Annotated in this window: 8 protein-coding genes; 7 read left to right on the forward strand and 1 reads right to left on the reverse strand. The window is 52.4% G+C overall.

Features of this window, described 5'->3' with window-relative positions:
• Positions 1 to 42 precede the first annotated feature (42 nt).
• From P157_RS13940 to P157_RS0105430, 3 genes are all read left to right on the forward strand, one after another.
• On the forward strand, positions 43 to 2,148 hold the full coding sequence (locus tag P157_RS13940; protein ID WP_051598512.1) for a BglG family transcription antiterminator: 2,106 nt from the start codon (positions 43 to 45) through the stop codon (positions 2,146 to 2,148).
• A gap of 3 nt (positions 2,149 to 2,151) precedes the next feature.
• The gene (locus tag P157_RS0105425) at positions 2,152 to 4,050 is read left to right on the forward strand and encodes a PTS mannitol transporter subunit IICBA (RefSeq protein ID WP_026760102.1); all 1,899 of its coding nucleotides are present in this window, start codon (positions 2,152 to 2,154) and stop codon (positions 4,048 to 4,050) included.
• Positions 4,051 to 4,142: 92 nt separating this feature from the next.
• Entirely contained in the window at positions 4,143 to 5,288 is a 1,146-nt protein-coding gene (locus P157_RS0105430) for a mannitol-1-phosphate 5-dehydrogenase (protein ID WP_026760103.1), read from the forward strand.
• 110 nt (positions 5,289 to 5,398) lie between these two features.
• Here the strand turns inward: P157_RS0105430 and P157_RS14860 are convergent, their stop codons facing one another.
• Positions 5,399 to 7,519, reverse strand: a complete 2,121-nt coding sequence (locus tag P157_RS14860) for a cyclic nucleotide-binding domain-containing protein (RefSeq protein ID WP_026760104.1) — start codon at positions 7,517 to 7,519, stop codon at positions 5,399 to 5,401.
• Positions 7,520 to 7,903: 384 nt separating this feature from the next.
• Between P157_RS14860 and glyQ the strand changes: the two genes are divergently transcribed.
• The 4 genes from glyQ (at position 7,904) to P157_RS0105455 (ending at position 13,113) form a co-directional block, all read left to right on the forward strand.
• A complete protein-coding gene (glyQ, locus tag P157_RS0105440; protein WP_026760105.1) occupies positions 7,904 to 8,785 on the forward strand; it encodes a glycine--tRNA ligase subunit alpha in 882 nt (293 codons plus the stop codon).
• A complete protein-coding gene (gene glyS / locus P157_RS0105445; protein WP_026760106.1) occupies positions 8,785 to 10,836 on the forward strand; it encodes a glycine--tRNA ligase subunit beta in 2,052 nt (683 codons plus the stop codon). The genes glyQ and glyS overlap by 1 nt, the downstream gene beginning before the upstream one ends.
• 205 nt (positions 10,837 to 11,041) lie before the next feature.
• Positions 11,042 to 12,289, forward strand: coding sequence for a serine/threonine transporter SstT (gene sstT, locus P157_RS0105450; RefSeq protein ID WP_026760107.1), 1,248 nt, complete (start codon positions 11,042 to 11,044; stop codon positions 12,287 to 12,289).
• A gap of 284 nt (positions 12,290 to 12,573) precedes the next feature.
• Positions 12,574 to 13,113, forward strand: a complete 540-nt coding sequence (locus P157_RS0105455; RefSeq protein WP_026760108.1) for a hypothetical protein — start codon at positions 12,574 to 12,576, stop codon at positions 13,111 to 13,113.

Below are 13,113 nucleotides of genomic sequence, written 5' to 3' on the forward strand. Positions count from 1 at the left end.
GTTTTGATACGCTTCTGAGTGATCATAGGAGGCAAAGTGAAAATGAATCTGCGTGAGCGAACCACAGCAATCTTAAAAATTTTGACGGAAGGGGAAAATCCTTTCCAGAGTGCAGGCGAGCTGGCCGAAAGGCTGGGTGTCAGCACGAAAACCGTATCAAGAGAACTGCCAGCCGTGGCAGAGGCGCTAAAGCCTTATGGACTTGACCTTTCCCGCAAAAAAGGGGCGGGCTTTTCCATAGACGGCGGTGCCGAAGCGATGGCTTCGCTCAAGGAATTTCTGGGGCAGGTGAATGATAAGACTTTTACTCCGGAGGAGCGGCGGTCGATTATCGTCAGCCAGCTGCTTCCCAATCAAGAGCCGGTAAAACTCTTTACTCTTGCATCGCTCTTAGGCGTAACCGATGGCACCATCAGCAAGGATTTGGACAGGCTGGAAAGCTGGTTTAAGGGACATGGGCTGAAACTTGTCCGAAAACCCGGTCTGGGTGTCTATATCGAAGGTAAGGAAGCAAGTATCCGGCAGGCAATCGTAGCGTATATTTATGAAAATGTAGGTGAGCAGGAGCTGTTGTCGCTTGTGCAGGCCAATCTGGCCGAGGATGGACAGGCAGTGAGCATGGCTTCCTCCCACCTGCTGGATTTAGTCGATAAAGAAATCATTCAGCGTTTGGAACGCTTAATCCGGCAAACGGAAAAATCGTTGGATGGGCGGCTGTCCGACCAGGCCTTTGTGGGGCTGCTGGTGCATTTGGCATTGGCAGTACAGAGGATTCGGCGCCATGAACCCATCAAACTGGCACCTGAGGTGCTGGCGGATTTACAGTCGAAACCTGAGTTTAAGCTGGCGGCAGATTTGGGCGCAAAAATCGCTAACGAATTTGCCATCACGATAAACGAGGCGGAGACAGGCTATATCGCCATGCATATCTTAGGCGCCCGCAGCCGCTACCAGCCACAGGGTATGCCGGCGTCACTGGATAACTTTCATCTGGTGCGCATGGCTAAAGCCGTGATGGGGGCGGCGGAAAAAATCAGTGGTCAGAAATTATATCGCAATTCGGCACTGCTGACGGGGCTGGTCAATCATTTGGGGCCGTCCATCAGCAGGTTAAAAATGGGGATGCCGATACGCAATCCGCTGCTCGGGGAGATGAACAGCAATTATCCGGAGCTTATGCAGCTGGCGGCAGCCAGTGTCAAGGATATCGAAGGGGAACTGGAAATCGTTTTTCCCGAGGAGGAAATCGCCTATATTGCCATGCATCTGGGCGCGGCGCTCAACGACAATCAGACGCTCAAGAAATTGCAGCGCCGTGTGATTGTGGCGTGTCCCACGGGGATGGGCACGAGCCGTCTTTTGGCAAGCCGCCTGCGCCAGCAGTATGACAATATTATCGTTCACGATATGGTTTCCACTATGCAGCTTACCCCCGCTTACTTTCGTGAGCACGAGGCTGATTTTATCATCGCGACGGTGCCGATACCGCATGTACCGCTGCCGGTGGTGGTCGTAAGTGCCCTGCTCACACCTGCCGACCAGGAAAAAATTGACGGCCTGCTCGACAAGCAGCTGCCCGCCGAACGGGCAGAGGTTCCAGCAGCCGCCGCCAAGCCGGATTTTGTAAGCGCCCTTAAAATCATGGGCGCTTACGAACAGGCAATCCTGACACTTATCGAGGGCTTTTTCTTCGCGGAGGATGCAAAGTCCATGACGGTGCAGGAAATTTCCCAGCTGGCTGGCAGGCTCATAAGCGCGGATAAGCAGGTAGCGGAGAACGTGGCCAAGGAACTTTTAGCCAGGGAAGACAAGGGCAGCACAGCAGTCAGCGGCAATCATATGATTCTGCTGCACTGCCGCAGCAGCTATGTACAGGAAATTCATTTTGGCATTGTCCATGTCGGTGACTTTTTCTTCTATCCCGCTGAACCTACAGAGAAAATCCGTACGGCGGCGGTGATGGTGGCACCGAAGGAATGCAGTCAGTATGAACTGGAAACAATAGGTTATATATCCGCCATTCTACTCGAACGGTGGGGCTTTATCGAAGTGTTGCATGAAGGGGATAAGCGGCTTATCCATGATGAGTTAATCCGCATTTTCCGCCAGTTTCATGCCAAGAAATACAAGGAATTGATGGAGGGATAATCCATGAGTACAGCGACGAGTTCTGCACAGAGCTTGGGTTTTCAGGAAGCAATGCAGAAATTTGGCCGGTTTTTGTCCGGTATGGTTTTGCCGAACATTGGGGCATTTATCGCCTGGGGCTTTTTGACGGCGCTCTTTATTCCCACGGGCTGGCTGCCCAATGAATACTTAGCGCAGGTGGGCGGCCCCATGAGCAAATGGCTCATTCCCCTGCTCTTAGGTTATAGCGGCGGTGCGGCTGTTTACAAACATCGCGGCGGCGTGGTCGGTACCATTGCTACGGCGGGTGTTATCGCCGGTGCCGATATTCCCATGTTCCTGGGCGCCATGATTATGGGCCCGCTGGCTGGCTACCTGATGAAGAAATTCGATGCCGCCATCGAGGACAAGATTCCCACGGGCTTTGAAATGCTCGTCAATAACTTCTCGGCAGGTATCTTAGGCGGTGTTTTGGCCGTGCTCGCTTTTGTCGGCGTTGGCCCCGTGGTGCTGGCTGCTAATGGCGTGCTGCGCTCTGGCGTGGAAGGCATTGTGGCAGCAGGTCTTTTACCGCTGGCATCTGTTATCATCGAACCAGCGAAGATACTCTTCCTCAACAACGCCATCAACCATGGCGTGCTCTCGCCGCTGGGCATTCAGCAGGCCGAAGAATTTGGTAAGTCCATGTTCTTCCTGCTCGAAGCAAACCCCGGCCCCGGCCTTGGCGTACTGCTGGCTTACTGGTTCTTTGGCAAAGGCATGGCTAAAGATTCCACTCCCGGTGCGATGATTATTCACCTCTTGGGTGGTATCCATGAAATTTACTTCCCCTATGTCCTCATGAAGCCGGTACTCCTGATTGCCGTTATCGCTGGTGGTATGGCTGGTGTAGCAACGCTGCAGCTCTTAGGCGGCGGCCTTATCGCTCCGTCCTCTCCGGGTTCCATTATCGCGGTGCTCGCCATGACCCCGAAAGGCGCTTTCATCGCCAACATGGCAGACTTCCTCGTAGCCACGGTGGTTTCCTGTGCCGTAGCATCGGTATTCATTAAAGTTTCCGCTAGCGAGGAAAGCGGCGAATCCCTCGAAGAAGCAAAAGCAGCTATGCAGGAACGCAAACAGCGCGGTCAGGTCACTGTAAGTGCTGTACGCATCAGCGGCAGCGAACTGGAACGCATCGTTTATGCTTGTGATGCCGGCATGGGCTCCAGCGCCCTCGGTGCTGCCAGCCTGCGCAAGAAACTGCGCAATGCAGGTTACACGCATATCTCTGTAACCAACGCCGCCATTGGCAATATCCCCAAGGATGCGCAGATTGTTGTCACCCATGAAAAACTGGCACAGCGTGCTATGGAAGATTCCCCGCAGGCTGAACATATCCTCGTGCGCAATTTCACGCAGAATGATGTGTTTGAGCAGATTATCGCCCGCCTTTCCGAAAACAAGATGGATGGCGTAATGGCTGCCGGTCAGTCCGGTTCCCGCGAAAAACACGTTTTGGACCTCACGAATATCCAGCTCGGCCTTAAAAGTGTGAGCAAGGAAGAAGCCATCACCGCCGCCGGTAAAGCTCTGGTTAAAGCAGGTTTTGTGGATGAAGGTTACATCGAAGGCATGCTCAAACGCGAAGCCGATATCAGCACCTATGTGGGCAAAGGCATTGCCATTCCCCATGGCGAAGCCGCTGTCAAAGATACCATCCGTCAGTCTGGCATCGTGGTGCTCCAGTACCCCGAAGGCATCAAGTTCGGCAACGACACCGCCCATATCCTCGTGGGCATTGCCGGCAAAGACAACGACCATCTCTCCATCCTCGCCAACATCGCCGCAACGATGGATGAATGCAGTGACGAGGAATTGGAAAAACTCTACAACACCAAAGACGCCAACGTGCTCTATGAACGTTTCGCATTGGCAAACTAATCAAATCTGAATAGTACATGTCCCTTTTCCGCGCAGGCGTATACCCTGCGGAAAAGGGACTATTTTATTGATAAATTTTGGAGGTAATGAAAATGAAAAAGGCAATCCATTTCGGTGCAGGCAATATCGGCAGAGGCTTTATCGGAGAACTCCTGGTGCGCTCCGGCTACGAAGTGACGTTCGTGGACGTCAATGCAGAACTTGTCGATTTAATCAATGAGCGCCGCGCTTACGATATTAAAATCGTCGGGGATAAGCCCGAAATCATTCATGTGGAACATGTGCGCGCCATCAACAGCGCCGCCCATCCCGAAGAACTCATCAGGGCCATTTGCGAAGCCGATATCATCACGACGGCTATCGGCCCGAATATCCTGAAATTCATTGCGCCAAATCTGGCGGCAGGCCTTGCAGAACGCGTGAAGGTGAATCAGCAGCCCTTGAACGTCATCGCCTGTGAAAACATGGTGGGCGGCTCCACGGTGCTCAAAGGTTTTGTCGAAGAAAACCTGCCGGAAGAAGCCAAAGAAGACGTGGCTAAATATATCGGCTTCCCCGATGCCGCTGTGGACAGAATAGTACCCCTGCAGAAAAATGACGACCCCCTGCTCGTGCAGGTTGAACCCTATGCCGAATGGGATGCCAATGTGACGCAGGCCAAAGGCGAACCGCCGCAGATTGAGGGCCTGACCTGGGTGGAAAACCTCGAAGCCTATATCGAGCGCAAACTCTTTACCGTAAACACCGGTCATGCCTCCATTGCGTACCTTGCTTATCGCAAAGGCATCAAGGATATTTACAGCGCCATGCAGGATAAAAACATCGTGGATATGGCGCGCAAGGTTTGGCAGGAAACCGGTGACTTGCTCGTGCGTAAGTTTGGCTTTGACCCCAAAAAGCACGAAGAATACGTTAAGACCACCGAAAACCGATTCCGCAACCCGCATCTTAGCGATGAAGTGACAAGAGTAGCCCGCGGCCCCAAACGCAAACTTGGCGCAAAGGATAGACTGGTAAGCCCCGCCACCCAGCTTTTGGCACAGGGCCAGAAACCCTCGGCGCTGGCCACCGTAATCGGAGCTGCCTTCCACTTCGACTATGACGGCGATAAAGAAGCGCAGGAAGTGCAGGGCGCTATTCAGGAAAAAGGCCTGCATAAGGCAATCCTGAACTATACCCAAATCCCCGAAGAATCCGAACTCTTCCGCATGGTGGAGAATAAGACGGCGGGATTCTGATAATTTCAGACCCAAATAATCGGCTTGACATGTCAATTTTGACAAGTCAAAAGAAAGCGTGTATCTGACAAGTCAATTTGACAGTCAGATACACGCTTTCTTTGTGATATTTAGAGCTTCAAATATTCGGCCTCAATCTGTACTTCCTCGGGCAGTTCCTTTGTCTGGGTCAAAATCCTGCGGGAGAATAGTTCAAGGGTGCGGGCCCGGTCATCCCTGCCGACAAGCCAGCGTTCAATGAGTGGTTTGTACTGGGGATTAATCAGCAGTTTGTCCCGGTATGCTTGCGAGAAGGTGCAGTATTTGAACAGGATTTCCCGGGAAACTTTGTTGAGGCGGGGCAGGCCTTCGGATTCCGCCTTGAGGAACATTTCGTATTCGGAGGCAAAGACATTGCTGTAGCTGTTGCTGTTGCGCTTGAGGGCGGTTTTGACTTTTTCCTTCATATCGGCGGATAGGCTGGAATTTTTCTTGTAAAACTGCAGGTAGTTGCAGTATTCGGAGGTCAGGGACGGCTCGGAGATATCGCTGTAGTGTACGCCCTGAATGCGCTTGCACATTTCCCAACGGAATTGGGCACACATTTTGATAAAGGTGTCAAAGAGGTCTTCGGAATGAAGGATGGACACCACCATGTGGGCAGGCGTGGTGCGTTTGCGCCCTTCGATTTCCTGCCACATGACGCCGCGGCTGCCGTAGTTGGGCATCAGGACGATGTAGGGCAGAATTTCCTGATTGTAGTCGAAGCGATTGATTTTGAGCTGCGGATAGGTGGCGTAAGCCGGACGGTAGAAGCAGCCAAAGTCAATGCTGCGTACATGGTTGAGTTCATCGGTGGCCCGCTGGGCGGTTACGAGACAGTTTTCGAGCGGACGGCTGACCGACTGGGCGTAGAAGGCCGGGATAAAGGAGAAGATACTGCCGTAGGTCATCTTGTTGGCGCCGGTGACCATATTGTGCAGTTCAAAGGAAGCCATGGCTTTGGTATCGTCCAGCATGGCATCGGCCTGGGCCTGTGTCAGGTTGCCTTGACGTACTTCTTCCTTGAGATGGTCGGGCCAGTCATTGTCAAATTCATCTTTGGAGGGAGGTACTTCACCGTGATAGATTTTTTTGAGCCATTTATAAGCAGGCAGGACGCGTTTGTTGGGGTCATCTTCCCAAAGTACCGCATACTTATAGAGTTCGGCGGTGTTTTCTTCTCCGGCCAGTTCTTCATCGACGAAGCCGAAGAGCAGGAACATCTTGACCTCGGCGGGAATGTCGTCGGTGGTCAGGCTCTTGAAGAACGCCGCTTCATATATGGTATAGAAGTTCGTGGTGATGTCACCGCGCAGACGGCGCATTTCGGCCGATTTTTCTGCTTTGTCCGGGGCCTTCATAAAGGCGCGGATATCCCGGCCAAAGGCATCCCCAATATCCCGGTTGGTTTCGGCAAAGGCCAGAATGGTGGTCAGGGCGTTCTTGATTTGGGGCAGACTGCCGCTGCCGGACTCCAATGCTTCCTGACGCGCGGCATCATCGAATTTGGATTTTTGCGAGTGGTATTCCCGCATGAACTCGTCGGTATCGTTCTTTATCTGTTGAATAAACGTCTGGGATTTATCAATTTCCTGCTGTATAATCCGCGCCATCTGGGCAGAGAGCATAATGACACCTACACAGAAATGGATGTCGGCAGGGTAGCATTCCTTGCGCAGCAGGTCATTTTTATCCAAGGCAGCACGGCAGAGCGACATTTGCCAGCTATCGAGAATATCCGGTTTTTCAGGCGGCACAAGCACGTTGATGCCCTCGAACATTTGGGGAGGGACCATCAGCCGGGCACAGATATTCTTGTAATCGCTGTAGTTGGCTTTGGCGTCCTTACATAGCTTGCAGCCTGCTTCGTAGAGTTCGGAGAGGGTATCGGCCAGCTGATTGAGGAAATTTACACTAGCGGATACCATCACAGGAGCAATCGTAGGCGTAGCGGTGATGGCGGCTGCTAAATCGTCCTCATCCGTGTAATCGTAGACAAAGAGGGTGCTGTCCTCGGCGGCCTGGAAGTTGTAGCGATACGTTCCACCGGCGGGATGGAAGGCGCCTAAAATCGTGCCGTTGCCAACCGGCAGGTTGATATCTGCGCCGTCACTGATGGTAAAACTGCCTTTGAGGATGATGGCTATATCATTTACGGTATCATCTTTGCGGTGGAGAAACTGACCTTTGGCAATATCGAGTTTTCCCATGATGCTTCATGCCTCCTTGAAAATTCGGAAAATAATCTTGCTACCCTATAATTCGCTTTTGGTGAGTTTTTTCCTTCAAGGAAGTGCTGAGGATTGACAGCTTTTCCCAAGTTTGCTAAAATTGACCTCAGCGATGAAAAAGAGGAGTAGCGCGCACTTAGCGAGGCCGGGACGGTGCAAGCCGGTCAGAGCGTGAAGGGCACTTTGGAGCAAAAGACAAGAGAAAACTTTGAGGTGGGCTTCTATTATATAGTAGAAACCAATCAGGGTGGAACCGCGGGAATATAGAAATATAGTCTCGTCCCTGTAACGAGTGCGTTACGGGGGCGGGACTTTTTAGTATATGAACTGTCAGCCGTAACAGGAGAAAAAGGAGTTGTACCTATGAAATTTCAGGAAATCATCCTGGCTCTGCAGAAATTCTGGTCAGAGCAGGGCTGTATCTTAGCACAGCCTTATGATGTCGAAAAAGGTGCGGGCACGATGAACCCCTCGACCTTTTTGCGTGTACTTGGCCCGGAGCCGTGGAATGTGGCTTATGTAGAGCCGTCCCGTCGTCCTGCCGATGGCCGCTATGGCGATAACCCGAACCGTCTGTATCAGCATCATCAGTTCCAGGTTATCATGAAGCCGTCCCCGGACAACATTCAGGAACTTTACCTCGAAAGCTTGGAACGCCTCGGCATTGACCCGAAACAGCACGATATCCGCTTCGTAGAGGATAACTGGGAATCTCCGACGCTCGGCGCTTGGGGCCTGGGCTGGGAAGTATGGCTCGACGGCATGGAAATCACCCAGTTCACCTACTTCCAGCAGGTGGGCAGCCAGGACGTTAAGCCTGTCGCTTCGGAAATCACCTACGGTCTGGAACGCCTTGCCATGTACATTCAGGGTGTCGAAAATGTTTACGACATTCAGTGGACGGATGACTACACCTACGGTGATGTATTCCATCAGAACGAGTACGAGCAGTCCGCTTATGCCTTCGACCTCTCCGACGAAAAACTGCTGTTCGAGATGTTTGACAAGTACGAAGCCGAAGCAGTGCGCGTAATCGCTGAAGGTTATGTACATCCGGCTTATGACTATGTGCTCAAGTGCTCCCATACCTTCAACCTGCTGGATGCGCGCGGTGCTATCTCCGTGTCCCAGCGTACGGCGTTTATCGGCCGCGTGCGTAAATTGGCACGTCTCTGCGCTGAATGTTATCTGAAACAGCGTGAGGAATTAGGATACCCAATGCTGCATAGAGGGGAGAAGAAATAATGAGCAAGGATTTACTGTTAGAAATCGGCACGGAAGAAGTACCGGCACATGTCATGCCGGGCATCCTTGCCCAGTTAAAGGAAAATGCCGCTAAGGCTTTTGCTGACAGCCGCATTGCCTGCGGGGAAATCCGCACCATCGGTACGCCGCGCCGCACGGCTCTCTTGGTCAAAGACCTCGCGGAAAAGCAGGAAGATGTGGAAAGCGAAAACCGTGGCCCGTCCGCAGCTATCGCTTTTGATGCTGACGGCAACCCGACCAAGGCTGCTCAGGGCTTTGCCCGTGGTCAGGGCATTGACCCGAAAGACCTTGTGGAAAAAGACGGCTATGTTTATGCCATGGTACATGAAAAGGGCAAGGAAACGGCGGAGCTTCTGCAGACCATTCTGCCGGAACTCATCTGCGGCCTGAACTTCCCGAACAACATGCGCTGGCGCGACCTGGACTTCAAGTTCATTCGTCCGTTGCGCTGGATTGTTGCCCTCTATGATGCAGAAGTTGTGCCCTTCGAAGTGGCCGAGGTTAAATCCGGCAAGGTTTCCCGTGGCCACCGTTTCCTGTCCCAGGGCGATTTCACCATCAACAGTGCTGCTGAATACGAAAAGGCTTGCGAAGAAAACTTTGTCATCGTTGACCAGGAAAAGCGCAAGGCCATGATTCGTGAGCAGATTGCCGAAGTTGCCGAAAAGAACGGCGGCAAGGCTGAAATCACCGAAGACCTGCTCGAAGAAGTGCTCTACCTCGTCGAATATCCGACGGCACTGTGCGGCAAGTTCGAAGAAAAATATCTGGAACTGCCGCCGGAAACGGTTATCACGCCGATGCGCGACCATCAGCGTTACTTCCCGGTTAAGACTGCAGACGGCAAGCTCCTGCCGCTCTTTATCACGGTGCGCAATGGTGGCAGTGAACACCTCGAAACGGTACAGCACGGCAACGAGCGCGTACTGCGTGCCCGCCTGGCTGATGCGCAGTTCTTCTTTGACGAAGACCGCAAGAAGAGTCTCGAAGAACACCGTGAAAAACTCAAGACCGTTGTCTTCCAGCAGGGCCTTGGCACGATGTACGAAAAATCCGAGCGCCTCGTGGAACTGGCCGGCTTTATCGCCGACGAAATCGGTGCAGACGAAAAGGCACATAAGCATGCCAAGCGTGCAGCCCTTCTGTCCAAGGCTGACCTCGTAACCGGCATGGTAACGGAATTCACGGAACTGCAGGGCATTATGGGCCGTGAATATGCTAAACTTGATGGCGAGTGCGAAAACGTGGCCATTGCCATTGACGAGCACTATATGCCGCGCTTTGCCGGCGACAACCAGCCGCAGACGGATGCTGGCCGCATCGTGAGCATGGCCGATAAGATTGATACCATCGTAGGTACCTTCTCCCGCGGCAAGATTCCGACGGGCTCTCAGGACCCGTTTGCTCTGCGCCGTCAGGCTCTCGGCCTTGTGAATATGCTGATTGAAGCCAAATGGAACGTAAGCCTGTCCAAGGTTGTAGCAAAATCCATGGACCTCTACGGTTTGACGGATGAGGCTGTTCGCACGAAGATGCAGTCGGATGTAGCTGACTTCATGCGCCTGCGCCTCAAGAACGTGCTCGAAGCTGTCCGCTATGATGTGGTGGATGCGGTGCTTGAAAACGTAGACGATATCTACGCTGTCAGCCTGCGCGCTGCTGCTGTGGCTAAGTTTGTGGAAACGGCAGATGCCGCCGCCAACATTCAGGCCTTTGTCCGTGCTTCCAATCTGGCGAAAAAAGCCGAAGCAACGGAAATCAAGGAAAACGTCTTTGTGGCTGATGAAGAAAAAGCCCTCTATGATGTTTACAAATCCACCAACAGTGCTGTTGCCAGCCTCGTAGATGGTGAGGATTATGTCGGTGCCATTGACGCATTGAAGGAACTGGCTAAGCCCATCGATGCCTTCTTCGATGCGGTTATGGTTATGGACAAGGATGAAGCGGTTAAGAATAATCGTCTGGCCCTGCTCCATGCCATCGATGCTCTGGTTAACAAAGTGGCTGATTTTAGCAAAATCGTGCTGTAATTCCATAATATGTCTTCTCACCGCATACACATTAAAGAAATGTGTACGCGGTGATTTTTTATTATCGGTAATCGTTCACTGAGAAAAAACATTTTTACATTTTACCCTTGCAAAAGTGTAAAGTATAGTATATACTAACAGATGTATCATAAGGGTGAACGCACTTATCGTAATACAAGATTTTTAATGAAGGAGGATGATTAGCATGTTTAGGAAAGTCGGCAAAAAGTATATGGAAACTGCCCTCATCAAGCTAATCGCAGTCGGTTTAGTAGTTGGTATTATCATCGCTTTGACGGCGCCGGGGATGGTGCCCCTGGTGTCCATCTTTGGTGATTTGTTTGTCCGGGCCTTGAAAGGTGTGGCACCGGTGCTGGTGTTCGTGCTTGTTATGAATGCCATGGCACAGAAAAATGCGGATGCCAGCGCATCTATGCGGCCCATTGTACGGCTTTATATCTTTGCCACCTTCTTTGCTTCGTTGGTGGCGGTGGCTTATTCCTTTGCTTTCCCCACGACGCTGCACTTGCAGCTGGCGGATGCAAAGCTCACGCCGCCCAGCGGTATTCTGGAAGTTCTGCACAATCTTGTGCTCAATGTGGTGGATAACCCCATTCATGCCATTGCTAGTGCCAATTACATCGGCATCCTGGCTTGGGGTGTGCTGACAGGTGTGGCTCTGCATAGTGCTTCTGACAGCACGAAGCAGACGCTGAACGATTTTGCCAAGGCTGTGACGAAGCTCGTGCAGTGGGTTATCCGTCTGGCTCCTTTCGGTATCATGGGGCTGGTAGCGGATGCTATCGGCACGAATGGCGCAGAGGCCATTATGGGTTACTTCCATCTGCTGGCCGTTCTGCTGGGCGCGTTCTTCTCCGTAGCGCTCATCATGAACCCGCTGATTGTGTATATGCATATTCATCGCAATCCCTATCCGCTGGTACTTACGACTTTGCGGGAAAGCGGCATTTATGCTTTCTTTACGAGAAGCTCGGCAGCCAACATTCCGGTAAATATGGATTTGTGCGAGCGCCTGGGTCTCAATAAGGATACCTATTCGATTTCCATTCCTCTGGGTGCTACTATCAACATGAGCGGTGCGGCTATCACCATTGCGGTGCTGTCCTTGGCTTGTGCTCATACGCTGGGCATTGATGTGGACCTGCCCACGGCCCTGCTGCTCTGCATTATCGCCACCGTTGGTGCCTGCGGTGCTTCCGGCGTGGCGGGCGGTTCTCTGCTGCTTATCCCGGTGGCCTGCTCCTCGTTCGGTATCAGCAATGATATTGCTATGCAGGTCGTTGGTGTTGGCTTTATCATCGGCGTACTGCAGGATTCCTGCGAAACAGCTCTGAACAGCTCCAGTGATGTGCTCTTTACGGCTACGGCGGAATTGACGCAGAAGGCCAAAGAAGGGACGCTGACGGAAGCGGATTTGGTCGCTAAGAACTAAATTCGGTTTTGTTTACATCGATATGCTAAGACGCCCGGCGGCTGATAATACTTTCCCTCTGCTTATGCAGGCTTGCCTAACGCGACGGGAAAGCATTATCAGCCGCCGGGCTTAGTGCGTACATTACATCTGCTTATTAAGGCGCCGTGGGAACAGATAATATTTTTCCTCCGACCTTGTGCCACGAACAGGGCTCAAATCTGAATTAAAAGCTGGCAAAAACTTCCTGCAGGATGTATAATAAAATAAAACTTCCACGATGTATGGACAGAGAAGGCGAAAGTATGGAGCTTGAGCGAAAAATGAAGCGTAAGCTGCTTGCTGGAGTGGGGATTTTTATTTTATTGGCGTTAGCAGGGACTTGGTATGCCGATGAGGCAGAGAAGCCTCCTCTTGTGTTGCAGGCAAAGCAGGAATCTGCGGAGAAACAGGCAGGGATGACAGAGGTTATCGGTCTGCAGCAGGCGATAGCCGGCAACGAATTGCGCAATCCTTTTTCATTTGTCCATGAGCGGGAAGGGGAGCCAGTTCAGGGGATGCTACCGGCCTCTAAAAATGAATTGCCATCTGCCACCCCGCCTGCTGCAGTGGCAGCGGAAAAGCAGAGCAATGTTCCCGCGGCTCCGGCGATTTCCCTTTGCGGCATCGTGGAAGGCAATGGCCAGCGGCTGGCGCTGCTGCGTGTGGGCAGCAATACGGTGACAGCAGCTGTTGGGGAATGGGCAGATGGCTGGCAGGTGACGGGCATAGGCACGGCTACGGTTACGGTGGAGCGTTCCGGGCAAGTGCTTAGCCTGAATATGTCAGAGACGGGGGCGAAGTGA

It is taken from the genome of Selenomonas ruminantium AC2024, assembly GCF_000687995.1.
Lineage (GTDB): Bacteria > Bacillota > Negativicutes > Selenomonadales > Selenomonadaceae > Selenomonas_A > Selenomonas_A ruminantium_B.

What these genes read in the sequence shown, in the direction of transcription:
- P157_RS0105425 (WP_026760102.1), top strand. Translation starts at nt 2,152, where the DNA reads ATGAGTACAGCGACGAGTTCTGCACAGAGCTTGGGTTTTCAGGAAGCA.
- P157_RS13940 (WP_051598512.1), top strand. Translation starts at nt 43, where the DNA reads ATGAATCTGCGTGAGCGAACCACAGCAATCTTAAAAATTTTGACGGAA.
- glyS (WP_026760106.1), top strand. Translation starts at nt 8,785, where the DNA reads ATGAGCAAGGATTTACTGTTAGAAATCGGCACGGAAGAAGTACCGGCA.
- P157_RS0105455 (WP_026760108.1), top strand. Translation starts at nt 12,574, where the DNA reads ATGGAGCTTGAGCGAAAAATGAAGCGTAAGCTGCTTGCTGGAGTGGGG.
- P157_RS14860 (WP_026760104.1), bottom strand. Translation starts at nt 7,519, where the DNA reads ATGGGAAAACTCGATATTGCCAAAGGTCAGTTTCTCCACCGCAAAGAT.
- P157_RS0105430 (WP_026760103.1), top strand. Translation starts at nt 4,143, where the DNA reads ATGAAAAAGGCAATCCATTTCGGTGCAGGCAATATCGGCAGAGGCTTT.
- sstT (WP_026760107.1), top strand. Translation starts at nt 11,042, where the DNA reads ATGTTTAGGAAAGTCGGCAAAAAGTATATGGAAACTGCCCTCATCAAG.
- glyQ (WP_026760105.1), top strand. Translation starts at nt 7,904, where the DNA reads ATGAAATTTCAGGAAATCATCCTGGCTCTGCAGAAATTCTGGTCAGAG.